Origin of the sequence: Shewanella surugensis, from assembly GCF_023284005.1 — a bacterium.
Classification (GTDB): domain Bacteria; phylum Pseudomonadota; class Gammaproteobacteria; order Enterobacterales; family Shewanellaceae; genus Shewanella; species Shewanella surugensis.
This window is the reverse complement of record NZ_JAKIKS010000040.1, coordinates 1-24,615: the sequence shown is the minus strand read 5'-3', so window position 1 is coordinate 24,615 and position 24,615 is coordinate 1. Positions and strand designations below refer to the sequence as shown.

The 24,615-nt window shown below is 41.0% G+C and carries 21 protein-coding genes and 1 pseudogene; 14 read left to right on the top strand and 8 right to left on the bottom strand.

Annotation, left to right across the window (positions count from 1 at the left end; translation table 11 throughout):
• Window positions 1–20 precede the first annotated feature (20 nt).
• Entirely contained in the window at window positions 21–515 is a 495-nt protein-coding gene (locus L2764_RS11755; protein WP_248940420.1) for a putative 4-hydroxy-4-methyl-2-oxoglutarate aldolase, read from the bottom strand.
• A 180-nt stretch (window positions 516–695) separates the two neighbouring features.
• Between L2764_RS11755 and L2764_RS11750 the strand changes: the two genes are divergently transcribed.
• Window positions 696–1,016 (top strand): hypothetical protein, encoded by a 321-nt coding sequence (locus tag L2764_RS11750; protein WP_248940419.1) that lies wholly within the window; start codon window positions 696–698, stop codon window positions 1,014–1,016.
• Between the two features lie 386 nt (window positions 1,017–1,402).
• Here L2764_RS11750 and msrQ read toward each other — a convergent pair whose 3' ends face one another.
• Together msrQ and msrP are read right to left on the bottom strand one after the other, a co-directional pair.
• Window positions 1,403–2,020: a protein-methionine-sulfoxide reductase heme-binding subunit MsrQ gene (gene msrQ / locus L2764_RS11745; RefSeq protein ID WP_248940418.1), complete on the bottom strand. Its 618-nt coding sequence runs from the start codon at window positions 2,018–2,020 to the stop codon at window positions 1,403–1,405.
• Window positions 2,020–3,042 carry a protein-methionine-sulfoxide reductase catalytic subunit MsrP gene (msrP, locus tag L2764_RS11740; RefSeq protein WP_248940416.1) on the bottom strand — a complete coding sequence of 341 codons (1,023 nt, stop codon included), beginning with the start codon at window positions 3,040–3,042 and terminating at the stop codon, window positions 2,020–2,022. The genes msrQ and msrP overlap by 1 nt, the downstream gene beginning before the upstream one ends.
• Window positions 3,043–3,273: 231 nt before the next feature.
• Between msrP and rmuC the strand changes: the two genes are divergently transcribed.
• The 3 genes from rmuC to L2764_RS11725 all read left to right on the top strand — a co-directional run bounded on the left by rmuC (window position 3,274) and on the right by L2764_RS11725 (window position 7,576).
• On the top strand, window positions 3,274–4,770 hold the full coding sequence (gene rmuC, locus L2764_RS11735; RefSeq protein WP_248940414.1) for a DNA recombination protein RmuC: 1,497 nt from the start codon (window positions 3,274–3,276) through the stop codon (window positions 4,768–4,770).
• A gap of 241 nt (window positions 4,771–5,011) precedes the next feature.
• Window positions 5,012–7,036 (top strand): transglycosylase SLT domain-containing protein, encoded by a 2,025-nt coding sequence (locus L2764_RS11730; RefSeq protein WP_248940413.1) that lies wholly within the window; start codon window positions 5,012–5,014, stop codon window positions 7,034–7,036.
• Between the two features lie 123 nt (window positions 7,037–7,159).
• On the top strand, window positions 7,160–7,576 hold the full coding sequence (locus L2764_RS11725; protein WP_312018352.1) for a GNAT family N-acetyltransferase: 417 nt from the start codon (window positions 7,160–7,162) through the stop codon (window positions 7,574–7,576).
• 136 nt (window positions 7,577–7,712) lie between these two features.
• Here L2764_RS11725 and L2764_RS11720 read toward each other — a convergent pair.
• Window positions 7,713–7,955 (bottom strand): annotated as a pseudogene (locus L2764_RS11720) (YciI family protein); the annotation flags it as partial.
• 194 nt (window positions 7,956–8,149) lie between these two features.
• Here L2764_RS11720 and L2764_RS11715 point away from each other — a divergent pair.
• The 7 genes from L2764_RS11715 to L2764_RS11685 all read left to right on the top strand — a co-directional run bounded on the left by L2764_RS11715 (window position 8,150) and on the right by L2764_RS11685 (window position 15,664).
• The gene (locus tag L2764_RS11715) at window positions 8,150–8,398 is read left to right on the top strand and encodes a winged helix-turn-helix transcriptional regulator (RefSeq protein WP_248940411.1); all 249 of its coding nucleotides are present in this window, start codon (window positions 8,150–8,152) and stop codon (window positions 8,396–8,398) included.
• Between the two features lie 189 nt (window positions 8,399–8,587).
• On the top strand, window positions 8,588–9,181 hold the full coding sequence (locus tag L2764_RS11710) for a TetR/AcrR family transcriptional regulator (protein ID WP_248940410.1): 594 nt from the start codon (window positions 8,588–8,590) through the stop codon (window positions 9,179–9,181).
• Between the two features lie 94 nt (window positions 9,182–9,275).
• The gene (locus tag L2764_RS11705) at window positions 9,276–10,601 is read left to right on the top strand and encodes an NADH:flavin oxidoreductase/NADH oxidase family protein (RefSeq protein ID WP_248940409.1); all 1,326 of its coding nucleotides are present in this window, start codon (window positions 9,276–9,278) and stop codon (window positions 10,599–10,601) included.
• A 590-nt stretch (window positions 10,602–11,191) separates the two neighbouring features.
• The gene (locus L2764_RS11700) at window positions 11,192–12,196 is read left to right on the top strand and encodes an ABC transporter substrate-binding protein (RefSeq protein ID WP_248940408.1); all 1,005 of its coding nucleotides are present in this window, start codon (window positions 11,192–11,194) and stop codon (window positions 12,194–12,196) included.
• A gap of 79 nt (window positions 12,197–12,275) precedes the next feature.
• Complete coding sequence (locus L2764_RS11695; protein ID WP_248940407.1) at window positions 12,276–13,175, top strand: ABC transporter permease; 900 nt, start codon at window positions 12,276–12,278, stop codon at window positions 13,173–13,175.
• The gene (locus tag L2764_RS11690) at window positions 13,168–14,418 is read left to right on the top strand and encodes a quaternary amine ABC transporter ATP-binding protein (RefSeq protein WP_248940406.1); all 1,251 of its coding nucleotides are present in this window, start codon (window positions 13,168–13,170) and stop codon (window positions 14,416–14,418) included. The genes L2764_RS11695 and L2764_RS11690 overlap by 8 nt, the downstream gene beginning before the upstream one ends.
• Window positions 14,419–14,440: 22 nt before the next feature.
• Window positions 14,441–15,664, top strand: coding sequence for a putative porin (locus tag L2764_RS11685; protein ID WP_376708408.1), 1,224 nt, complete (start codon window positions 14,441–14,443; stop codon window positions 15,662–15,664).
• Between the two features lie 937 nt (window positions 15,665–16,601).
• Here the strand turns inward: L2764_RS11685 and L2764_RS11680 are convergent.
• The 3 genes from L2764_RS11680 to L2764_RS11670 all read right to left on the bottom strand — a co-directional run bounded on the left by L2764_RS11680 (window position 16,602) and on the right by L2764_RS11670 (window position 19,545).
• The gene (locus tag L2764_RS11680) at window positions 16,602–17,165 is read right to left on the bottom strand and encodes a hypothetical protein (RefSeq protein ID WP_248940403.1); all 564 of its coding nucleotides are present in this window, start codon (window positions 17,163–17,165) and stop codon (window positions 16,602–16,604) included.
• A gap of 337 nt (window positions 17,166–17,502) precedes the next feature.
• A complete protein-coding gene (locus L2764_RS11675) occupies window positions 17,503–18,306 on the bottom strand; it encodes a glycine betaine ABC transporter substrate-binding protein (RefSeq protein WP_248940402.1) in 804 nt (267 codons plus the stop codon).
• A 213-nt stretch (window positions 18,307–18,519) separates the two neighbouring features.
• A complete protein-coding gene (locus L2764_RS11670; protein ID WP_248940400.1) occupies window positions 18,520–19,545 on the bottom strand; it encodes a zinc-binding alcohol dehydrogenase family protein in 1,026 nt (341 codons plus the stop codon).
• A gap of 103 nt (window positions 19,546–19,648) precedes the next feature.
• Here L2764_RS11670 and L2764_RS11665 point away from each other — a divergent pair, with 103 nt between their 5' ends.
• Both L2764_RS11665 and L2764_RS11660 read left to right on the top strand, forming a co-directional pair.
• Window positions 19,649–20,599: a LysR family transcriptional regulator gene (locus L2764_RS11665; protein ID WP_248940399.1), complete on the top strand. Its 951-nt coding sequence runs from the start codon at window positions 19,649–19,651 to the stop codon at window positions 20,597–20,599.
• A 239-nt stretch (window positions 20,600–20,838) separates the two neighbouring features.
• Complete coding sequence (locus L2764_RS11660) at window positions 20,839–21,315, top strand: DoxX family protein (RefSeq protein WP_248940398.1); 477 nt, start codon at window positions 20,839–20,841, stop codon at window positions 21,313–21,315.
• Between the two features lie 153 nt (window positions 21,316–21,468).
• Here L2764_RS11660 and L2764_RS11655 read toward each other — a convergent pair whose 3' ends face one another.
• Window positions 21,469–22,386 (bottom strand): pirin family protein, encoded by a 918-nt coding sequence (locus tag L2764_RS11655; RefSeq protein WP_248940397.1) that lies wholly within the window; start codon window positions 22,384–22,386, stop codon window positions 21,469–21,471.
• Window positions 22,387–22,525: 139 nt separating this feature from the next.
• Between L2764_RS11655 and L2764_RS11650 the strand changes: the two genes are divergently transcribed.
• Entirely contained in the window at window positions 22,526–23,443 is a 918-nt protein-coding gene (locus L2764_RS11650) for a LysR family transcriptional regulator (protein WP_248940396.1), read from the top strand.
• The last annotated feature ends 1,172 nt before the right edge of the window (window positions 23,444–24,615 follow it).

Sequence of the window (24,615 nt, the reverse complement as noted above, 5' to 3'; positions counted from 1 at the left end):
TAAATTAAAAACAAAAAAATTTATTCGTTCAGTACAGACAAATCTAACGCTTTTAAAGAGAATGCCACACCATGTGCATCCGCATATACCCACATTTTAGGCTGAATATTCACCCCTGCAATCTCTAATTCAATATTAATTTCCCCTCTATTTCTCTTTTCTGTCTTAATAGGGTTGCTTCCTAGGGCTTGAACGCCTATTTTTAAGGCCCTCATACACATTACATCTCTTATATTGCCATGAATAATAATGCCTTCCCATTCATTTTTTACCGCTGATTTCGCAATCATGTCGCCTAATAATGCCCTTGATGAGCCCCGTCCATCGACCACCAATACTTTCCCTTTCCCTGCTTGAGATAATACCCATTTAACCTTAGAATTATCTTCAAAACACCCCACAGTGACCACTTCACCATAAAAAAGGCTCTCACCACCATAAGAAATGAATGTTGAGGGCAACAACGATAGTTTATCCAAATAGTGATCAAATAAATCAGGAAGTAAATCTAGCATTCAGGCATCCATTCGCATTGTTTTCATTCAGATTACGCCTTGTCTAATCGCAAAACAAGAAACAAAACAAGTTTCTTGTTAAAAAGATAATAAGAAAGGCTTTAAGAATGGAGAGATTCCCTTTATAATAGAAGAAATTTATATCTCGTCTACATCCACCTAAAAGTTAAGTGATCCCAAATGAACAATAATTTAGATTTAGAAGATGCTATCGCGGCATTAGATCAGTATAACTACGATAAAAAACGAACCAGTGATTTAGATCAAGCCAGAAATAAATCACAAATGAAAAAATATATTTCTTCTTTAGACTTTAATTTACGCCGATTACAAATATTACAAGAAGCCGTTAATGAATCGATTGAAGAAGAACAGCAATTTATTGCCCAACAAGAAAATATTCAAACATACAAAACCAAGATAATTAACTTATCTCGTCAACTTAATTTATCTTATGAGCAAGTTGTTCAGATCATGAAGCAGCAAGAAGAAAAGGCATAAACTAGCCTGTTGATTTTCATAAAAAATATCATATAACTCATATTTTAGTTCTATCAGCAAGTTTTATGATTTAAGCATCGGTGCACAATACGATTGTGTCGAGTGTTCATCAACAGCACTTAAACTCATTTTTTGATTACTCGATTTTATTTCTAATTAAAATGAATTCGACAACGTAGTAATGGTAGCTAAAATAGCATATTTTATATAATAGACACTCTTTCTCTATGGTTTTAAACATGAGAATAAATATTTATTCTCATGTTGCGGATATTAAGTTAATGTGAGTTAATTATTCACATTAACTGTGATATAAAATCAATACACCATTATGCTTATTTTCGCTTATTTCAATCGTCGATAAAACAAACACTTCTCACTAGAGATCACTGGCGTGAAGCTGTTTTTTTTGATGAAAAAATATTGAATTTTTTAACGCGTATACATAAGAGAATAAACAATGTCAGCAAATACAAACTCGGCTCTATAACTTCTGATTTCACTGACCAATAAAAATGTATCGGTACCAATACTGCTATAACATAAATCCAATTATGCAGCTTTTGCCAATGACCGCGCATTTTTCGTTTAATATGCGAGAAAGAAGTCAAAGCCAATGCCATTAACAAAACATACGCCAACAAACCTAATAAAATATAAGGTCGTTTCGCGACCTCACTAAAAAATAAAGACCACGCAAAGAGTAAATCTAAACTAAAAAAGGCCAACACATGTAAACTGGCATAACTAAATGCATAAAGACCCACTAAGCGCCGAACATTCAATAATCCCCCTAATTTAAATTGTTTTGCTAAAGGAGAGATCAACAAGGTCAAGACCACACTATTGAGGGCCCCCATGCCGGTGAAGTGGATAATATATTGAACAGGATCGCCTCCTGCTTGCCCTTCTAATACTTTAAGTAACAAATACAATAAAGGCAGCATTCCGGTTAAATGTGCAAAGATCTTGATACTAAAAATCTTTTTTGTCGATAAACGCATTAAAAGTTAACCTTCAAGTTTAACCCTTTATAAAGATCGCCAACCATATCCCCATAACCATTAAAAGGCAGAGTATTGATCCGTTTTGCCGAAAATAATCCCCCCTGACCAATCCGCCTTTCACTCGCTTGTGACCATCTAGGATGATCAACCTTCGGGTTAACATTGGCGTAAAAACCATATTCATTAGGAGCTAAGCGATTCCAACTCGTCGGGGGCTGCTTGTCCGTTACCCGAATGGTCACCACCGATTTAATACTTTTAAAACCATACTTCCAAGGCACCACTAAACGAACAGGAGCGCCGTTTTGCGGCGGCAAGGTCTTACCATACAATCCCACCGATAAAAAAGTCAGCTCGGTCATCGCTTCAGCTAATGTTAAGCCTTCAACATAAGGATAAGCCACCCCCCCCCCCACAAAACGGTTCTTTTGCCCTGGCATTTGCTCTGGATCATATAGGGTCTCAAACACCACATGTGTCGCTTTGCTGGTTACCCCCACTTTTTTTAATATATCCGCCAACGAAAAACCAATCCAAGGGATCACCATAGACCACGCTTCCACACATCTAAAATTATAAATACGCTCTTCTAACGGAAATAAACGAAATAGCGCATCATAATCAAGCACCATCGGTCTTTCGACCTCACCTTCTATTCTCAATTGCCAAGGACTAACCTGAAAAGATTGAGCATTATCGATAGGATCAGTTTTACTGGTCCCAAATTCATAAAAATTATTATGAGAAATCACCTTCGCTTCAGGCGTTTCATCGCCATAAATCCATTGATCATATGCTGGCTGTTTTTTAAAATTCAGTCCAGCTTGCTTAAAGTGCTCACTGGACTTATCATCACTAAATAGATCCCAAAGCCCTGCTTGAGCAGGAAAAGACAATAACGTTCCCGCCCCTAGAAAACCTATTTGTTTTAATAGATGCCGCCTTTGCTGATAAACCTCTTCAGGAGTAACGTCATTGTGGTTAAATTTATCCCAAGACGGTTTCTTTTTTATTAGCATAATCGATTAAATCCTTAAGTCATGATTAATGGGGATCGCGTCCTTATCAAAGTAGACCGACAAATAAGACAAAAGTATTCATCCCTTGTTCAGCACAGGTTTATCTTCAAGCTCAGTTCTCAAATCTTTAACAAAAAAGTGCTTAAGAGAGCAGCAATCATGTGTCTAAGGCTTGCAGACAATTCCTGCACATGTCACTCTATTCCCCTATCTATATAAAGAGTGATTTCTATGCCTTTAATAACCTTGTCTTCACTGCTGGAGTTCATCCCATTTATTGCTACAGCCTTGTTATCTTTACTCATTGGTGCCTTATTTAATCAAAGAAAAACACGCAAAAAATGGGAACAAGTCCGCTCAAATATGCAAGCAGAGATGGAACAAACCAAAATCACTTTAACGGATGAAATCACGCAATATCAACAATTAATAGATCAAAAAGACACCTCGTTGCAACAACGTCAGGAGAAGCTAGAACGGCATTTATCGGAACTGGGTAAGGCCCAAGCCCTTGGTGAACGAGTGCCCACATTAGAGCAGCAAATCACCGATGCTCAACGTAAGCAAATGGAAGCTCAACTCAGTCTCTCTAAAGCCAATGCGATGCAACAGACCTTAACGGTTAAATTCGAAGCAGAGCAACAAGCTTTAACAGATAAAATAGCCTTACTTGAAAATGCCGAAAAACGATTAACCACACAATTTGAAAACCTAGCACATAAGATTTTTGAAGAGCGCAGTGAAAAACTACAACATCATAATGATAGCCAACTCAATCATGTCCTCGCCCCTTTCAAACAGCAACTCGAAGGTTTTCGCGTTCAAGTACAAGCCTCTTATTCTCATGAACAAAGTGAACGCAATGCGCTAAAGCATCAATTGGAATCTCTGACTGCGCTTAACGTTAAAATGAGTCAAGATGCCGTGAATTTAACCAAAGCCTTGAAAGGTGATAATAAGCAACAAGGTAACTGGGGTGAAGTCATTTTAGAGCGTATTTTACAAGATAGTGGCCTCAGAGAAGGCCATGAGTATCACACACAACAAGATTTAAAAAATGAATCAGGTAAACGTTTTAAACCCGATGTGATCGTTCACTTACCCGAGAATAAAGATGTCGTCATTGATGCCAAAATGACCTTGGTCGCTTATGAACGTTATTTCAATAGCGATGATGAAGCGGTTCAAACTCAAGCCATTAAAGAGCATATCATTTCAGTTCGTCAACATATCAAAGGCTTAAGTCAAAAAAATTATCAGAAATTACACGGTCTAAAAAGCCTCGATTATGTGCTTATGTTTCTCCCACTGGAACCTGCCTTTTTACTCGCACTAGAACACGATCCGAGTTTGATGAATTTTGCCCTCGAGCACAATATCATGCTCGTTAGCCCAACAAACCTATTGGTCGCCCTGCGAACAATTAATAATATTTGGCGCTATGAGTACCAAAATCAAAATGCCCAAAACATCGCTAAACAAGCTGGCAAAATTTATGACAAACTTTGTGGCTATTTAGAGGATATGGAAAAATTGGGCCGCTCATTAGACAGTGCCGATAAAAGTTTTCAACAAGCAATGAATAAACTCTCTTCGGGCAAAGGTAATCTCATACGTCAAGCCCACCAAATGCAGCAATTAGGGGTTCCCATCAGTAAGAAACTCCCTCCACAACTGCTCGATCAAGCCTTTATCGCAACAGCAACGGACACTGAAATACAAAGCTGAACAGCTGTTAATAAAAATGCACTCAATATGATAAGCAAGCTGACGGCTTGCTTATCATTCCTTGTGATCAAGCAAAATATTCAAGCCTTAGAGGTAAAATAACAAGACAAGATACTCATAAGAGGCTATAGGTATAATCAGACCACCAGAAGATGCAATGATGCAACAGAAACGTAAGCTGATATTGGCTAACGATATCACCAGACGACTTAACACAAAGGGTTAATAAAGAGGAGATATTATGACGCGAGCTTGTCACTTTACATTATGGGGTACTTTTTACTGCTTCACACTCTTATTCTCTTTATCTAGCCACGCGCAAACGTTAACAGTCGAACAACAACATTATTTAGCCGCCCAAAAAGCGTTAGATAAAAATCAGCAAAAGCACTATAAGACACTTCGTTCAGCATTAGACAAGTATCCACTTGCCATCTATTTAGATTATCAAGCCAAAAAAAATGACCTCAGCCAATTACCCGGAAAGCAAGCCCAAACCATCATAAACCAATGGCAATATTCCCCTCTATATAATCGTGCTCGAGGCCGTTATTTAGCACGAGTCGGTCAAAAAAAGCGTTGGAATGATTTTTTAATTATCAGTCCCACTGCACCCAATAACATCACACTACAATGTTATTTTTTCAGAGCCCAATTGGCCAAAGGTAATACCAAAATTGCTTACACTGGTGCCAAAGAATTATGGCTATGGGGAAAATCTCGCCCCAAAGCATGCGATCCTTTATTTACCGCTTGGAAAAAAGACGGTTTAATCACACAAGATCTACTTTGGTCACGCATGCTATTAACCTTTGATGCCCGCCAATATAGCTTATTAAGCTATCTAGCCAAACAACTGACAGCCCATCCAGCAGAAGCAAAGCGGCTCATTCACGTTTATAAACAACCAAACAGGCTCGCAAAAACATTCATAACCAACACCCCATTCGACCCGAACAATCATTTTAATGAAGACACTCTGTATCTTGGCCTTAAAAAACTGGCTAAACAAAATATCACTCAAGCCATGATGCTATTCTCTCGCTATCAAAATGAGCAGGCCTTCACACCTGAAAAAGCCCATACACTGCAAGTCTATCTATTAAAGCGTGCCTTAATCCGTGAAGAAACCACATTGCAAACCGATATCGATACGCAATTATTGCAGCTCACCCAAAAACAAGACCAAGCCGAAACAATCCATAAACAAACGGTGCTTCAAGAAGCATTTCGTGATAAAAAACGCAATAAAATCTATGATGATTTAATCGAGCGACGCATACGTTGGGCCATAAAAGATAAAGATTGGTCTAACGTCAAACGCTATATTGAACATTTAAGTCAAGCAAAACAAGATAACCCAAGATGGACCTATTGGCGTGCACGTTTATTACAGCGTGACAACGCACAAGATCCCCTCGCGCAAACGCTATTAAATACCCTCAGTCAACAACGTCATTTCTATGGCTATCTTGCCGCGCAACAACAAAATAAGCCGTTTCAGTTACGACATCAATCCACCCAAAGTCAACCGGCATTAAAAGCTAAACTCAATCAAGATCCCGCTTTAGCAAGGATCGTTGAATTAATGGCCATCAACAATATCATCGATGCACGCAGCGAATGGCTGATGTTACTCAATAGACAGTCTCAATCCATGCAGCAAGAATATGCACTCTTTGCATTAGAGAAACAATGGTTTAACTTAGGGATAGAAACCAGTATTAAAGCCAAGATATGGAATGATATGGATCTGCGTTTTCCTTATGCGGCGCAAACTCACTTTAAAGCCGCTGCCACAAAGCAACAAACCAATATCAATGAACTCAGGGCTATTGCTCGTCGTGAAAGTGCCTTTAACCCTTATGCCACATCCCATGCTGGTGCCCGCGGTTATATGCAATTAATGCCAGCCACAGCCAAGCTCACCGCTAAACGAGAAAAAGTGCGCTATAAACAGCAATCATTATTTGATGAAGCCACCAATATTCAATTAGGCAGCGCTTATTACTGCAAATTAAAAAAAGCGTTTGATCAAAATAGGATCCTCGCTGCAGCCAGTTACAACGCTGGCCCAAACAAGGTCAGAAAATGGCTCAGACAATCTCAAGGTCAACTCGACGCCGTCAGCTTTATTGAAACCATTCCCTATCAAGAAACCCGAGAGTATGTGCAAGCATTATTAAGTTATCGCGTCATATACCAATTAAAGCAGCACCAAAAACCTGATTTTCTGTCTCAAAGTGAAATCGATTTTCAATATTAAAGATATCGCAGTCTCAATGGTAATAACACACTCGACAAAAGTAGAGTATGTATAGGTAAATATTTAGACTACATTGCCATTATGTATCTAAAAATTAAAAATGCTTATTCAAGAGATAATAATATGACTATCCGTTCAGCCAATTCAACGCAATACCCCATACTCATCGACATATGGGAAACCTCTGTCAAAGCCAGTCATGACTTTCTAACCGTGGCGGATATTAACACATTAAAGCCTTTAATTCTGGAGCAATATTTTGATGCAGTGAATTTATTTATCATTGAACATAATCAGCATATTCATGGGGTTATCGGTGCTCATAAAGATAACATTGAAATGTTATTTATCTCACCCGACTGTCAAGGGAAACAATTGGGAAAAAAACTGGTTCACTATGCCATTCATCACCTCAACGTAACCAAAGTCGATGTCAATGAACAAAACCCCAAAGCCTACGGGTTTTCAGGTAATGAGTCGCTCAGCATTGGATCAACAAAACCAGCCTTTTCCCATTTTACATATGCAACTTATTACTAACTAATGATGCTTATCTTCATCGACGAGCATCACAAAGACTCTACGTCAGCTAAGATATGACGATATTCATTAGCAGCAGCCATATTCAATATAAATACTGTTACTGAGTAACTTCGTTTATCTTCATTAACAATCATCACAACACTTCCACTTCACCTAAGATATGACGGTATTCATTAGCAGCCATAACGGGCATAAATTCTGTTATTGTGTAACTTACACTGCCGCTCTTGATGAACGGATCTTGTGTTAAACACCGTTCCAAGGCTTCACGGGTTACATGCTGAGACAGAATGATCCCTCTGGGTAACGCCCCGATATGAGGGAGCTTTCTCCCACCCAAAATCAAGTGGTTTTTTTCATATTCAAGCGCAAGATACTCTCTATGTTGTAGCCTTCATTCTGGGGTGATTGTTTCCATATTATTAAAATCCATATCGACTAAAAACATCTCATACTTCCTTTTTAACTGAATATTATACAGCATTTTTTCACAATCAATACCGCTACTGTTTTAGTAGCAAAGATGGTAAAATCCTTTCAATCAACCTCTTGCACTCAAAAATAATACTCATGACCACAGAAATAACAGCTCCCCTTCCCCATACTCCCGTACGCGGCTCACAATCCGGTGTTCCGATCATGGCGTTATTTGATCTACTGGGCCGAAAATGGAACATGAGGATCCTATGGCAACTGCGTAAACAAGCACTCAACTTTAGGGCATTACAAGCACAGTGTGATGCTATGTCACCTTCAGTATTAAATGACAGATTGAAACAACTAACACAAGAAAACCTATTAATATCAACAACTTTATGATATCAATTAACGCCTCTGGGCCACTCCTTAATGCACACTTTAGATCCTCTACGTGAGTGGTCGGCCAAATGGAAAGAGTACACTAAAATGGAATAAAAACGTTATTCTGTCACGGAAAAGTCACCACGTTTGGCAGTAAAAATAAATAAACACTTTCATTAAAAGACGATCGGTCATATACTCAGGCACATGGCCAGACCCAGACGCAGTGAATCAACCCGAGAAGCATTAATCCAAGCGGGCATTACCCAGCTTTCAGCCTATGGCTATCACGGCAGCGGTATTAAACAAATATTGGATGAAGTGAACGTCCCTAAAGGCTCATTTTATAATTTTTTTGGCAGCAAAGATGCCTTTGTCGCTGAATTGATTGATGTCTACAGTCAGAATTTGATTAATCAAATCGTTCAATTTATTAAACAAGATGAAACAGAATTAAATACCTTAGATAAGTTAAAAGCGATCACTTTATTCAGTATCAATACATTTGAAAAATCCAAGTTCTCAAATAGTTGCTTAATTGCCACTATTTCCACTGATATCGATGATAAACAACCTTTATCGCTTGCCATGCTCAATCAGTCTATTGAACGCTGCCAAAAACTGTTCACCTTATTGTTTAAGCAAGCACAAGATGAAGGCCTTATTCGACTCGATATCATGGCCGAACAATTGGCAAAAATCTATTGGTCCACTTGGCAAGGTAGCCTGATCCGAATGCGCATCTCTAAAAACAAAACAGACGCCCAAAATTGCATGATGCAATTACTCGCTCTGTTGTAGAGCCAGGTCATATTCGTTTTGATTTATCCAATTAAAAGACGATCGGTCTAACTTTTTATATCATCCCTCATATTCAAAAGGAATAAAGAATAAGATGCAAAACACACAAACTAAACAGGTGAACAGCCCTGAGCCAATAAACAGCCCTGAGCGAGTAGAAAGCCTTGATCGAACAGATCGTCATGAGCGGATCAATAAGCCAACATTAAGTTCAGCTTTTACCTTAAGCAGTGGCCAACTCATTAAAAACCGCTTGTTTAAATCTGCCATGAGCGAACAATTAGGCACAGCCAATCATAACCCCACATCCGGCCTCTCTACCTTATACCAACGCTGGGCGCAAGGCGGCATTGGACTGGCCATGACAGGCAATATTATGATCGATAGAGCTGCTCTCGGTGAGCCTAAAAATGTAGTGTTAGATAAAAAATCGGATCTATCTGCCTTTAAAGCGTGGGCAAAAGCAGGTCAAGCGAACCATACGCAACTTTGGACTCAACTGAATCATCCGGGTAAACAAATCCCGAAATTTATCTGTGACACCCCTGTAGCCCCCTCATCTATTCCACTCGAAAATGGCTTAGAAAAAGGTTTTAATACACCAAGAGCACTGAGTGAAAATGAGATTAATCGCATTATTCAGCAATTTGCCACCAGCGCAATGCTATCGAAACAAGCCGGTTTTAGCGGCGTGCAAATTCATGGCGCTCATGGATACTTAGTCAGTCAATTCTTATCTTCTCGACATAATCAACGCACGGATCAATGGGGCGGCTCGATAGAAAACCGCATGAAATTTGTATTAGCCGTTTACCATGCTATTCGTGAACAAGTAGGTCCAACCTTTCCCATCGGGATCAAACTAAACTCAGCCGATTTTATGAAAGGCGGCTTCACCGAAGACGAGTCAATGACAGTGGTTAAAGCCTTAAGTCAAGCGGGGATCGATCTGATTGAAATTTCTGGCGGCACTTATGAAAGCCCCTCGATGATGGGGCACAAAGCCAAAGCTTCCACCCTCAAACGTGAAGCCTATTTTATCGATTATATCGAAAAAGTTCGCCAACTCATCGACACACCTTTAGTCTTAACCGGTGGCTTTCGCTCCGCCGCAGGCATGCAAGCGGCACTCGATACTGGCGCAACTGATTTTGTCGGTATCGCCCGCACCATTGCTGTTGACCCTGATTTTCCGCAAAAGTTGCTTGCTAACATTAAACATCAACAAGAGCTTAAAAAACTCACCACAGGCGTCAGAGCCATCGATAAAATGACCATGTTAGATATCACATGGTATGAGCAACAACTCGCACGAATGGCCAAAGGCAAACAGCCGAACCCTCAGTTAAGTGAATGGGCCACCTTCTTTAAAGTCTTCATGGGCGCGGGGATTTATGCCTTTAAAAAACGGCGAGTATAAATAACCTTCAAATGAAGGCGGGTTACATCTCCTTCTTGTCATAAAAAAGGGGGGAAAGGCCTGATCTTCCTTATCAAGAATGTCCTTATTCAAACGCCATTTCAGCGTCGATATAAAAGGCCTTTGTTGCTCCAGACAATAAAGACCTTAAACATCTGAGGGCAGAAAGGTCTGTTAATGCATGGAATCATTAACGACCTTGCCTACCGTGTTTTAAACTCCCGCAGAAAGATCATTTATACAGTGCAATGGGTATTACCTATTGCATTACACAACAATGACCTACTTTTTTTAATGTCATTTCTATGCCCTAAAATCGTCTGCACCGACGATTATTAGTTAGACCCCTAACAATATGCGTCAGGGTGAAAACAGCTTAAAACAACGGTTTTAGATTAAAAACTGTTAATAAAGACCTTGACGTGTTACTTTACGTCATCAAAATTTTTACACAGCCCTGATTTTCAGTACAAAACTGATAATAATGCCACCGTCTGCAAGCACAAAAAAAACACTTAGTTTCAACTCTAACCATTGTGAGTTAAAAAGGCACGTACACTACAGACTCTCACCTCGATCACGGAGCTCTTATGAAAAGTATCATTCTTATTAGCGGACTACTGCTAAGTACCGCGACACATCCCGTTTTTGCCGAAGAGCAATGCGGTAAAGTCACCATCGCAGATATGAATTGGAGCTCTGCGTCATTAATCGCCAATGTTGATCGCTTTATTTTAGAAAAGGGTTATGGCTGCGATGCCGAGTTGATCCCTGGTGACACCATGCCGACAACTATCTCTATGGTTGAAAAGAGTGAGCCTGATATCGCCCCTGAAATTTGGAGAAATAATGTTAAAGAGCTTATCGAACGAGGTCTCAAAGACAACCGTTTAGCGATTGCTGGTAAGTCATTATCAGATGGCGGTGAAGAAGGTTTCTGGGTACCCCAATATATGGTCGACAAAGACCCAAGTCTGAAAACCATCAAGGGAGTGATTGCCAACGTAAAGCTGTTTAAGAATCCAGAAAACCCTGATCGCGGGGCTTTTTATGGCTGCCCAGCGGGATGGGGTTGTCAGATCGCAAGCGAGAACCTGTTTCGAGCGCTAAAACTCAGTGACGCTGGATTTAATCTAATCGATCCAGGATCTGGCGCGGGCTTAGCTGGGTCTATCGCCCGAGCCTATACACGTAAAAAACCTTGGTTTGGATACTATTGGGCACCGACTGCAATCTTAGGTAAATACAAAATGAGCAAAGTCGAATTCGGTAGTGGGACTAATATTGAGGAATATCAAAACTGCATTGCTAAGCCTGACTGCGTAGATCCCAAGGTCACTATGTTTCCAACCGCATTAGTACAAACTGTGACCATCAAAAGTTTTGCTGAGAAATCCCCTCTAGAATTTGAATATCTTGCAAAACGCTCATTCACTAATGCGCAGATGAATAGTTTACTGGCTTGGATGGAAGACAATCAAGCCGACGGCAAGACTGCAGCCGAATACTTCCTAATGGATCATGAAGACATTTGGATTAACTGGCTGCCAACGGACGTCGCCAAAAAAGTAAAATCAGCCGTCAACGCACTATAAAAATCACATAAAAGCGTGAGGCCAAATGTGCCTCGTCGTTTTGCTCAATTACCCGATATCAAAAACAATAGAGGTAAAAATGGCTGATTTTTCTTGGCTCAGCAAATTTCCAAAAATGGACCGCGACACGTTATTGGGAATACGTAAATATTTAGATAGCAGCTTTCGAGATTTTTCTCGTGAGTATGGTGACGTCATCGAGTCTTTCTTCGATCCACTGCTTCGTTTTCTGATTTGGTTTGAAAAACTGTTGGTACAATCCCCTTGGTGGGCCGTATTGATCTGTATTACTGCATTAGTTTACTTAACCAGTCGTTCCTGGAAACTGTCTGTGGGCGTCGTAGTGTCATTTCTCCTTATCGGCTATTTCGGTATGTGGGAAAATACCATGCGCACCCTGAGCATCATTACCGTCTGCACGCTCATCGCCATCGCATTAGGCATCCCCATTGGCGTTTTAATGGCTCGCAGTAATCGAACCCGTTCACTCGTCACGCCCATTCTGGATGTCATGCAAACCATGCCGGCCTTCGTGTATCTGATCCCCGTGGTCATGTTGCTGGGTATTGGCAAGGTTCCCGGCGTCATTGCCGTGGTGATTTATGCTATTCCGCCTGTGATTCGATTGACTAATCTTGGGATCCGTCTGGTCGACAAAGAAGTGCTAGAGGCCGCTACTGCTTATGGCGCAAGTCCGATGCAACGATTAATGGGGGTGCAGCTACCACTGGCCTCTCCCACCATCATGGCGGGGATCAATCAGACCATTATGATGGCGCTAGGGATGGTCGTGATCGCGTCGATGATTGGGGTCAAGGGCTTGGGTCAGCCCGTACTCAAGTCAATCACCAACCAGTACTTCACTCTCGGACTCTTTAACGGTTTAGCCATCGTCGCTCTGGCTATCATTTTTGATCGCACCTCTCAAGCCTACGCCAAGCGATCTCAGAAACACACTCAGGGCGCCCATCATGACTAATCAATCACACAAGCAGCCACTCATTCAAATTAAAGATCTCTATAAGGTCTTTGGCAAAAAACCCTCCAAGGTTATGCCGATGGTTAAAGAGGGGTTATCTAAAGATGATATTCTCGCAAAAACCGGTCATACCGTGGGCCTTAAAGCCATCAACCTTGATATTCACCAAGGTGAGATCTTTGTCATTATGGGACTGTCTGGCTCAGGAAAATCCACTTTGATCCGTCACTTCAATCGGCTTATCGATCCCACTGAAGGGCAAATATTGGTTGAAGGTATCGATGTGATGAAGCTCAATAGCAAAGAGTTGGAGCAATTTCGTCGTCATAAGATGGCGATGGTGTTTCAACGCTTTGGTTTAATGCCTCATCGAAGCGTACTGGACAATGTCGCTTATGGTCTCAGTGTGCAAAAGGTAGACAAAGCCAGCAGAAATGCCAAGGCCACCCAATGGCTTGAAACCGTTGGTCTCGCGGGATATGAAAAGCAGTTCCCTACACAACTTTCCGGTGGCCAGCAGCAACGCGTCGGTCTCGCAAGAGCTCTGTGTACTGATGCAGAAATTCTACTGATGGATGAAGCATTCTCGGCGCTGGACCCCTTGATCCGCAGTGAAATGCAAGATCAACTGATTGAGCTGCAGAAAGATCTTCATAAGACCATCATTTTTATCACTCACGATCTCGATGAGGCGCTACGCATTGGCGATAGGATAGCGATCCTTAAAGACGGCAATCTGATCCAAGTGGGCGAGCCTGTGGATATTTTACTCAATCCTGCCGACGATTATGTCGAAGCGTTTGTCAAAGATGTCAACCGTCCACGCGCCCTCACCGTCGAAACGGTCATGAAGCCCCCCGCCTATCGCCTTACTGCCGATACCATAGGTGAAGCGCTTAAGCAGATGAAGCGTATTCCCGCTAACTATGCCTATTATGTCACCGATGAAGGGTTCCAAGGCGTTGTGTGCCAAAAAGCATTGGAACATGCTGTAAAAACAGACGAAGATGCACCAATGGAAGACTTCAAGGTCGAAGAAATGACGCCAATATCACAAGATGCACTGCTTGAAAGCATCATCCCCGCCACCATGGAGTCAAATTTACCCCTCCCCGTTATCGATGCTGATGGCGACTTACAAGGTGAACTTTCTCGTACCCATCTCGCAGACGTACTATCCGATTTTTACAACGATGATACTAACGACGATGGAACTGACGACGACACGAATACAGAAAAATAAATAAAACTAAAAAGGATAAATGATGATCCGTTCCGCACTTGCAGCTTTTTGCACCACTCTAATGCTGTCCGCTAATGTCAGTGCCAATGCTATCAATACTACAGATGATGAAATAGAAGAATTAAAAGCGCGTATCGAAAAATTAGAATCCGGTAATGAAGAAGTCGATGCCGATAGAGGGGACTTTGTTGAATTTGGCGGCGCCGCACGCTTTCAATATTCTTATGAGAACTATAATTCAGAGAATAAAAATCGTGGCGGGGATGCTGATTTCGACTTATTCCGCCTCGATGTTGATGGTAGCATCGATGATGTCATTTTTTCAGCTCAGTATCGCTGGTACCAATACATGAATGTCGTTCACCATGCATGGGTCGGTTATAATTTTGATGAGAATCAACAAGGAAAAATCGGTGTAACACAGGTCCCTTTCGGTATTTTAACTTGGGCATCAAACAGCTACTTTTTCAGCTCTAACTTCTATCTCGGACTGGAAGACGATTATGATCTGGGCCTCAATTACACTTATCGTGGCGACAAAAACCGACTTGATCTGGCTTTCTTTAAAAATGACGAACTCGGCGGACTCGATGGCTATGTCTCTGATCGTACCGATAGTTATTCCTACAATATTGTCGGTGTTCGTTTATCTGGCGAAGGGATCTACGACGCCCCAAGTGTTGGCTACTCAGCCGGTGAAACCAACACTGTCAACGTGCGTTATGTGCACGACATCGCACTCAATGAGGTTGAAATTGAGCTCGGAGTGTCACTCCAAGCAGGCCAGTTAGCCATTGAAAATGGCACCGATGGCAAAAACAGGGCAGCGGCTCTGCATGGCGTTGCCAACTATGACCGTTGGAACCTTAAGTTGCAACTGACAGAATACAAGTACGATGTTGATGGCATGGATGCTGAACGTATGGTCGTTGCAGCCTATGGCTTCTATGATACGATTGCGGCAGAAGCCACCAGCTACATGGCTAACTTGGCATATAGCCTCCCAGTTAACATCGGACCTATATCAAATTTGACTTTTTATAATGATTATTCGCTGGTCACCAATAAATCTGCCAACCTTGAAGATACCTTTATGAATGTCACAGGCGTCGCCATTACCTCCGGCGGCCTTTTCACTTACGTCGATTTTGTCGTTGCCGAAAACCAGCCCTTTGTCGGCGGCTCTATGGCCGGAGATGGCGGCGTTAATAAACGAGTGAATATTAACTTTGGCTACTATTTCTAGGAATTGCTCTAAATATTAGCCTAAACATTAATCTAAATGTTAATAAATAGAGAGGCATCGACCGTTAAATGCAGGTTGATGCCCTTTTTGGTATTAAGCTTGCTTAATGGAAGGTCGTGGATCCCCATCCACACAGGGCCAAAGGGGATCAACAGCAATCCCCCTTGGACCCCTTTGCCGTCCCTAGCGGAGCAAAACACTTCATCATTCAAAAAACAAGAATAACGAGCGCCTTAGATTCATTTCTGATGTTTAGGTCTTTGTTGTTCCAGACAACAATAAGACATTTCCTATATCCATATAAGTCAGATAAACAAATGTCGTGGTGACAGGGATGTCAAAGAACGCCCCCTGATTCAACTAAGGCTATTTCGGCCTCCATGCCTCAATCACATTGTTCTTGATTGAATTATCTCAGCTGCTCCGATGGGGAATTGAAATCAAAAGCTTAAAATCAGTGGGTTGCTTCTAATTGGGCTTGTTGGGTGAAAGTTTATGGCATTTTTTATGGGTAGTTGGTGTATTTGATATTGGTTAAGTGTGTTTGTTAGCCGAGTCTCCAATTGTTATTTATAACAACGTTCGTGTTTAACAGCCAGTTCGACTCTGATGTGAATGGATTCACAGATGCAGTAATAACATGGATGTTAAGACACTGCCTGTCTCGCTGACAACATCCTTGTTTAAAAGCCAGTTCGACCTGATGTAAACGGATTTACAAATGCCGTGGTAGCAGGGAAGCTAAGGAACGGCCCTATCTCTCGCTCATAGATATCAATATGATGATCTTCACCAATATTTTTTATCGAAAAATTAAAGTGACTTCAGTGGAAATATCAAAGAAAAGCAGTGAATGCCTTCGATTTCAGCTCATTTAAAAGAAAGTAAAAAACTCGCTATCATTAAATATATGTACATGATTTCAACATCATCTCCATTATATATTCCTGCGAAAAGCCATTGTAATTGAATACAAGGCGGCTACAACTATCAAGATAAAAAATAAATAAAACAACATATTGGTCATATTTTTGATGACAACGGTTTCAACATTTTTTTCGATAATACGAATAGATTCACGACTCGATAATCTTAGCTGAGTTTTAACATATTTATCTGTATAAACAATCAGTTTCAACTTTGATCCGGGAAGGAACTGATTAACGCTAAAACTCGCCGCATTTTCCCCATGACATTGAGGTGTTTTTGTCCCGCGGACTTCCATATTAGGAGGAAATATTTCGACTCTGGGCTTCTCGACACAAATGCCCTTCTTGTCACGCCAAGTAATAAAAAAATCTAATTCACTAAAGTTGGTATTATTAGAAATATTGGTTAATGTATATGAAACTGAATGATGGTTTCGATCATAATCGACACGCGTTATTTCGATTGTCGGTGTCGCTGATAAGGTGATCACTAGCTGACTCACCGTCCATGTGAAAACAGACAATAGAATGGTTAAAAGATAGGGGGCTTTATCTGTTCCAGGCAATGGCATTTTTATTCCCAAAAAATGAAACCTAACCGCATCAATGTTCTTAACTTATCAACATAATACCCAGTATAACATACTCACTTCAAACGACTTTCTAGTAATTATATTAATCGACAACCAACAATAGCAAGTTATATCCATCAAGCGAATAACGCATAAGTACTAAAACATCATTCAATCAGGTTATGGCGATCAAGTCGCTCTGAATAGAAGATCATCAGTTATCATGTAGCAACTCAAATAATCAGAGGTGACTTTATCTGTAAAGCCACCTCTGATCATGCTAAAAACGGCTATAAAAATTCTGGGAGGATAATTAACCCTAATTGCGGTGACGCCACTAACTCACTGTTGGTTGATATATCGCCTTATGTTGACTCAGCCAGTGTTTTGTTACCTCATCGACGGGCTTATTTTCGCGGCACACTTGATGATCGAGTGCGCCAATAATGGCATTTGAAAAATGCACCCCATTAAGTGTATCTAACAGAACTTGAGTGAATAAATGCTTTTTATCATCTCGAAGTAATAATACTGCTTTATCCACTCCGCCTAACAAACCTTTAGGTTCGACAAGTTCACGTATATGATGCCGATAGTGTAAAAATTGTGGCTTCCACAAAGGCACTATCACCCATTGTTTATTGTTGACCGCTTGCTCAAAAGCGCTAAAGCACGCTTCCTCTGTACCCGTTAAAAAGCGATATCCTGCCTCTGTTAAACCATATTCTTGCATCATACGTATTGAAAATCGGCTGATCCCAGCGCCAGCATTAATGCCTTGAATTGTAGGCTGCATTGTTGAGATCACTTCAGACTTTAATAAATCAGACACCTGACTCACCGCCTCAATGGGAACGTAATCCGGCCCCCCCCATAACGCATAAGGTGCATAATGTTGCCCCAGTTCAGTTAAGGAAATGACGTGTTCAACGTCTTGTTTATACATGCCGTGACTGGAGGGTAGCCAAGCAGAGGTCAATAAATCCACTTCTGCATTTTGCAACTTTTTAAAATTATCTTGATGAGGGGAATAAACACGTGTCACCTCAAATCCCATCTCATTGAATATATGCATTAAAAGAGAAGCGGTAACGCGATGAAAAGACAGATCGGTGACACCTAAGGTAATGGTTTTATCCATAATAAAAGATCCTACTCATATTCAGTCATTACACTCAATCAATACTCAAACCCATTACAGTTTTGCAACCACTTCAATATGATTGGTTGCATGAGCTGCATTAAAAAATAGCGCGCTGGATAGCGCCAATAAGGCGGTTAGATTTTTCATTTTTATTCCTAAATAGACAAAGTCACTTCATTTAAAAACGAGAGCGATGACTCCATCAGTCATTTAAAATCCTTCTAATACTACTTTACCTATCGCCTTACCCGCTGCTAATGCTTCATGAGCTGCTCTTAAGTTTTTGGCATTGATCTGCCCTAAATGCTGACCTAGGGTCGTTTGAATATAACCTTGATCCACTAAATCAGAGACGCGATTCAGTAACTGGCTTTGCGCTTGTAAATCGACAGCATTAAACATAGAACGGGCAAACATAAATTCCCAATGTAGAGACAAACTCTTCCGTTTTAATTGAGTCACATCGAGGGCTTTAGGATCATCAATGATGGCTATTTTGCCAAACGGAGCCAATAGTTCAGTATAAGTGTCAAAGTAAGTATCAGTACTGTTGAGACTGGCCACATGGGTCACAGGCCCAATACCCAATGTTTCAATTTGAGGTTGCAGCGGCTGGTTATGATCGATCACAAAATCGGCGCCTAATTTTTTCACCCAAGCTTGTGAGCGTTCACGAGACGCAGTGGCAATTACCGTCGCCCCAGTCAGTGTATTCGCGAGCTGTAAGAGGATCGACCCTACCCCACCCGCAGCGCCCACCACTAACATAACCTCATCAGATTTGTCTGTCTTATTGATTGCTTGCTGCTTAATATTTAAATGTTCAAACAACAATTCCCAAGCCGTAATCGCGGTTAACGGCAATGCAGCGGCTTCGCCGTCAGACAAGCTTTTGGGTTTCATGCCCACAATACGCTCATCAACCAGTTGATATTGTGCATTACTGCCTTGGCGAGTGATATCCCCAGCGTAATAAACCAAATCACCAGGGGTAAACGCTGTCGCCGCCTCTCCCGTTGCGACAACTTCACCGACTGCATCCCAACCTAATATTTTATGCTCACCCGCCACAGGTGCGCTATTCATACGCACTTTATAATCGGCAGGATTGACCGCAATCGCTTTCACTTTAACCAGTAAATCCCTACCTATCGCAATAGGTTGCGTTATGTCTAAGTCCATTAACGATTCAGGGTGATCAATCGGTAAAGACTTAAGGTATCCAATGGCTTTCATGATTTTCTCTCTACGTGAATATTTGATGTTGTGAGTATAGGCCTTGATTTATTCACTTTAAACAGGATAATAATTGAAACTTTATCAATAAATATTAGATAATATGCTCATTGAAGATCTCCAAGTCATCTTAAAAGTCGCCGAATTTCGCAGTATTACTGCCGCAGCGGCCAATTTAGATATGCGCACGGCCACCGCCAGTGTCGCCATTAAACGTGTCGAAAAAGCATTAGGTGCTGAGCTTTTTATTCGAACCACTCGACATCTTAGACTTTCCAATGCCGGAGAAAGATACCTACCACAATGTCAACAAGCACTTAATATGCTTGAACAAGCTAAGTTAAATATGAAAGATGATCTTGATATCATCGATGGTGAACTGCGCATCGCGCTCTCCTCTGACTTAGGTCGCAATATCGTCCTGCCTTGGATCGATGATTTTATGATGACCTACCCGAACATCAGTCTAAGAGCCAATATCAGTGACAGTAACATCGATTTTTATCGCGATTCTGTCGATATGGCATTGCGATATGGTTCACCCAATGATGCTAATTTATATGGCTTTAAAATCTGTAATGTGCCTCGGATTTTATGTGCCAGCCAAGCCTATTTAGATGAAAATGGCACCCCAAAACATCCCCACGACTTAGCCTCACATAATGGACTCTTTTACCAACTGCAAGATATCATTAAGGATGTATGGGACTTTTCACACAGAGAGACCTCCCATCAAGAAAAAGGTTTTAAAATAAAAATGAACGGTCAACATGCCTCAAATGATGGTGATCTCGTCAGACGTTGGTGCGTGGCCAGTAAAGGCATTGCCATCAAGTCCTGCCTTGATATGTCCAATGACTTATTATCAGGAAAAGTTGTCAATATACTGCCAGAATTTAGCCCCACTCCCACCGAGCTCTGGCTTATCTTTCCCAGCAGGCAATCAATCACCCCTGCGGCTCGACTGCTCAGAGATACTTGTAGAGAAAAAAGCAGCCATATTTTGCAGCAACTGATTAAAAAAGGGATTTTGGATGACAGCGTGCTGACATAAACCATACCGTCGACGCAGCTAGCACAAATTTTACAAAAATTCATTGAAAAGGCATTTTAGATGACAACATACTGACATAAACCATACCGTCGATGCCGCTTCAATCGCAGCACTCACCTCATAGGACGAAGTACAATTTACCTTGTCGGTCAATTACCCATATCCAACTTCATCGACTAATATATTACAGAGCATGTGATTATATTTTTATTTTTCGTATCTTTAAGGTCAATCCCAGTATGCAACATTTTCCCTGGTTCAAAACACAGACAACCGGTTGGACATGGTTAATCCGCCTGTTAGTGGGTGCGGTGGTTTTCTTCCCCGAAGGACTGCAAAAACTCTTTTTTGCCGACATTCTCGGTACTGGGCGTTTCATTAAAATAGGCATACCTTGGGCTGATTTTTTTGGCCCTTTTGTCGGGGTATTTGAAACCGTCTGTGGTCTGCTTATCATCTTAGGCTTGTTCACACGGCTCGCCTCTATCCCGCTTATTGTTATTATGTTAGTGGCTATCACTTCCACTAAAATACCGATCCTTCTTGGCCATGATCTGTGGTTCTTTCACTTACCCGAAGGCATTCGAACCGGTTTTTGGGCCATGTCACATGCTGCCCGCAATGACTTTTGTATGTTACTTGCTTGCCTCTATTTACTTATCACCGGAGGCGGCCGCTTATCAATGGATCATTGGCTTGACAAGCGACAATCATAAACACGATTTCTTTGTATATACCCGTCGGATTAATCATCTTATGGCTGCCGTAATATAGTGGGGTTTAATGTGCGCCATATTCACGGCTTCACTCACCTTTTATTAATCATCCCATTATTCACTCCTAAATCAATTTATACCTATTACTCTCCATCAAAAAAGCCCTTGACGATAATCACTAAACGCCTGCATTAACTGAGCTTGCGTATTCATCACAAAAGGCCCACCTCGTTCAACAGGTTCTTTTAATGGCATCCCTGAAATCAATAAACATTTAGCTCCTTGCTCTCCCGCTTGAAGTTGCACTTGGCTGCCTTTAGTTAATATGCCTAATGCTTTTTGTTTAAGAGACACATCACTTCCGACTAATTGAATGTCACCTTCGACGACATAGATAAAGCTATTATCATCGAAAGGTAAATCCTGAATAAAAGAGGTACCTGCGGGCAATTCAATATCTAAATAAGTGGGCTTGACCCAAAGGTTATTTACCCGTCCTGCCGTGCCTTTATTGGTTTGCCCTGCAATCACTTTAATCACTTGCCCTTGTTCCCCTCGCTCAATCGCCAGCTCTGAAGCCGAAAACTCTTGGTAAGCGGGTGGCCGCATTTTTTCTGCAGCAGGGAGATTCACCCACAATTGAAAACCTTGCAATAATCCCGCTTGTTGCTCCGGCATTTCAGAATGAACAATGCCCCTTCCAGCCGTCATCCACTGCACTCCTCCGCGACTTATCACCCCTTCATTGCCTTGATTATCTTTATGGCGCATTTTTCCGGCAAGCATATAAGTCACCGTTTCAAAGCCTCTATGCGGATGACTTGGAAAACCCCCAATGTAATCTTGTGGTTTATCAGAGGAAAATTCATCAAGTAATAAAAAAGGATCCAGCATCATTAATTTTTGTGTGCCAATGAGGCGATTAATACTCACGCTATCACCATCAGATACCGCTTGCCCCTGAATACGCTTATCCCAAGTCCGAGGTATTAATTGACTTTCAGTCCCCTGGGTATCCAATGGCTGATTTTTATCCGGTTGAGTTTTTTCTAACGGCTGTTTAATCAACATGACTCTCGACTCCTTTTATGCCTAAGTAAGATGACTGTTACATCATTATGCTCAGTTTAAATGTTGACTCTTTATGGATAAACATTAAAAATACTAAATGACTGTTCACTAAATTCGAACAATATAATGGGAATAACTTATGGGTCAGTTAGAAGATATGTTGGTGTTTACCCGTGTAGTCGAAGCGGGCAGCATTACTCGCGCCGCTGAGCAACTGAATATGGCAAAATCCGCCATCAGTAAACGTTTATCTGTTCTAGAGCATAGATTGGGCATAAAACTCATCACCCGCACCACAAGACAATCCAGTATCACTGAAGCGGGCCAGGCTTATTATCAAGGGTGTCAGTTAATCATTGATGAAATTGAAGAGCTCAATTGCCATGCATCCAGTCAAGCCCGCTCTTTACAAGGGACACTGAAAATTGCCGCACCGCTGTCTTTCGGGATCCATCATCTCACGCCCGCATTAGACTCCTTTCTCAAGCAACATCCCGATCTCACCTTAGAAATGGATTTCTCAGATAAAAAAATCGACATTGTCGAACAAGGCGTTGATCTTGCACTGCGTATTGGCCAGTCCTATACCGCCAAAGTCAGTGATTCACGTTTACAAGCGAGAAAAATTGCCCCTATCAAACATATCCTCTGCGCCAGTCCGGATTATTTAGCCAAACATGGCACCCCCCGAACACCCATTGAGCTTGAAAGCCATAAGCTGCTTAAGTATCGTCATAGCGACACCACGGGACTGAGTTTAACCGATAGCAAAGGAAGCGTGCATAAAGTGCAACTGGATAGTCATTTTATTGCAAACAATGGCGATGTGCTTAAATTACTGGCTGAGTCCAATCATGGGATCGTGCATTTACCCACTTTTATTACTTGGCAAGCCATTGCTAACCAGACATTAGTGCCCTTATTAGCTGATTATCAACTTGTCGAACTTCAGGCTTATGCCTTGTATCCTGAAAATCGTTATTTGCCATTGAAAGTACGTCACTTGATTGATTTTCTCATCGAACGCTTTAGCCATCATCCTTATTGGGATAAGTAATGGCATCTTCACCACACTCCCCCTCCCAAAAAAGAGCCTCCTGACTCCAATATCCATTCACTCCGAATAATAAGTAGATGTAATAATAAAGTTAATAATATAACTATTCTCTTTTTTAAAAGAGAATCCCCATTTCAACGCATTATTCAGAAATAATCCACTCTTAATAAAGCAAGTTGCATTTTAATAAAACCAATTCAATACATTAATGGTATTTAAAAATCAAACTCGATTAAGTCTATTACCGATATCATTTATTTTAATGCTCCTTTCCTATATGAATATACGTAAAGAGTATTAAAAAAAACACCTTAAAATCAAACTGTAAAACTCATAACCCTCAAGTTAACACCCATTGACTCAATTTAAAGGGAACATTCCCAGTAACCCTTTCAATATAAAGATTAAAAGTGGTTTTTAACAAAGCTGAATAAAAACTAACGTCAATGAAAAGAGATAAAAAAATGAATTATGAATGAATTATAATTAACCTGTATTTAAGAGGAAACTACCCATGAAATATTTAACAATTATCCCGCTATTTCTATTACTTTTTAGTGTGTCTAGTATCGCTGTTCAAACCAATAACCAAGCACCTAAGCTGTAAAATACATTAATGACAAATTCAGTACAAAATGATCTAACAATCACACAATTAGCCAAATGGCCTTCGGGTCCTAACCGCTGTCCATTTTGCACTTCAAATCAAACGAGTATTCAATCCCCCATATCGGTACAACACATTGTAACAATAGAGCCAATAAAAACCGACTCAGTTATTAAGAAAATGATATTGTCTTTCTGGTGGCCCCAATAAGTGTAATTTATCAACTTTATCATTTAGCACAATATTAGATATTCCAAGCGGACAAGAAGACTCTTCTAAATTAACAACATCAAACAATAATACAGTGCAAGCAGATCCTTCAGCCCTATCCTTCAGCTTGAAAAGTGAAAGTCATGGTTGGCTTTGCCCTCCTCCATATACTGAAATAAGAACATAAATATAAAAATACATCACAACGTACAGAGTAGCGAGATAAACAGCTCTATCTCGCCATCAGGGCGGGATCGCACTTTGTTAACAAAGATTGAATCTGCTGAATTACTGTGATCTAATCGCACCTCACTTTCTGAGAGGTAACCCAATGACCCTGATCGAACACCTTACC

Coding starts and splice junctions, on each gene's coding strand:
- L2764_RS11680 (WP_248940403.1), bottom strand. CDS start 17,165: ATGCCATTGCCTGGAACAGATAAAGCCCCCTATCTTTTAACCATTCTA.
- L2764_RS11675 (WP_248940402.1), bottom strand. CDS start 18,306: ATGGATAAAACCATTACCTTAGGTGTCACCGATCTGTCTTTTCATCGC.
- L2764_RS11665 (WP_248940399.1), top strand. CDS start 19,649: ATGCTCATTGAAGATCTCCAAGTCATCTTAAAAGTCGCCGAATTTCGC.
- L2764_RS11650 (WP_248940396.1), top strand. CDS start 22,526: ATGGGTCAGTTAGAAGATATGTTGGTGTTTACCCGTGTAGTCGAAGCG.
- L2764_RS11755 (WP_248940420.1), bottom strand. CDS start 515: ATGCTAGATTTACTTCCTGATTTATTTGATCACTATTTGGATAAACTA.
- L2764_RS11655 (WP_248940397.1), bottom strand. CDS start 22,386: ATGTTGATTAAACAGCCGTTAGAAAAAACTCAACCGGATAAAAATCAG.
- L2764_RS11725 (WP_312018352.1), top strand. CDS start 7,160: ATGACTATCCGTTCAGCCAATTCAACGCAATACCCCATACTCATCGAC.
- L2764_RS11690 (WP_248940406.1), top strand. CDS start 13,168: ATGACTAATCAATCACACAAGCAGCCACTCATTCAAATTAAAGATCTC.
- rmuC (WP_248940414.1), top strand. CDS start 3,274: ATGCCTTTAATAACCTTGTCTTCACTGCTGGAGTTCATCCCATTTATT.
- msrQ (WP_248940418.1), bottom strand. CDS start 2,020: ATGCGTTTATCGACAAAAAAGATTTTTAGTATCAAGATCTTTGCACAT.
- L2764_RS11695 (WP_248940407.1), top strand. CDS start 12,276: ATGGCTGATTTTTCTTGGCTCAGCAAATTTCCAAAAATGGACCGCGAC.
- L2764_RS11730 (WP_248940413.1), top strand. CDS start 5,012: ATGACGCGAGCTTGTCACTTTACATTATGGGGTACTTTTTACTGCTTC.
- L2764_RS11710 (WP_248940410.1), top strand. CDS start 8,588: ATGGCCAGACCCAGACGCAGTGAATCAACCCGAGAAGCATTAATCCAA.
- L2764_RS11685 (WP_376708408.1), top strand. CDS start 14,441: ATGATCCGTTCCGCACTTGCAGCTTTTTGCACCACTCTAATGCTGTCC.
- L2764_RS11715 (WP_248940411.1), top strand. CDS start 8,150: ATGACCACAGAAATAACAGCTCCCCTTCCCCATACTCCCGTACGCGGC.
- L2764_RS11700 (WP_248940408.1), top strand. CDS start 11,192: ATGAAAAGTATCATTCTTATTAGCGGACTACTGCTAAGTACCGCGACA.
- L2764_RS11705 (WP_248940409.1), top strand. CDS start 9,276: ATGCAAAACACACAAACTAAACAGGTGAACAGCCCTGAGCCAATAAAC.
- L2764_RS11660 (WP_248940398.1), top strand. CDS start 20,839: ATGCAACATTTTCCCTGGTTCAAAACACAGACAACCGGTTGGACATGG.
- msrP (WP_248940416.1), bottom strand. CDS start 3,042: ATGCTAATAAAAAAGAAACCGTCTTGGGATAAATTTAACCACAATGAC.
- L2764_RS11670 (WP_248940400.1), bottom strand. CDS start 19,545: ATGAAAGCCATTGGATACCTTAAGTCTTTACCGATTGATCACCCTGAA.
- L2764_RS11750 (WP_248940419.1), top strand. CDS start 696: ATGAACAATAATTTAGATTTAGAAGATGCTATCGCGGCATTAGATCAG.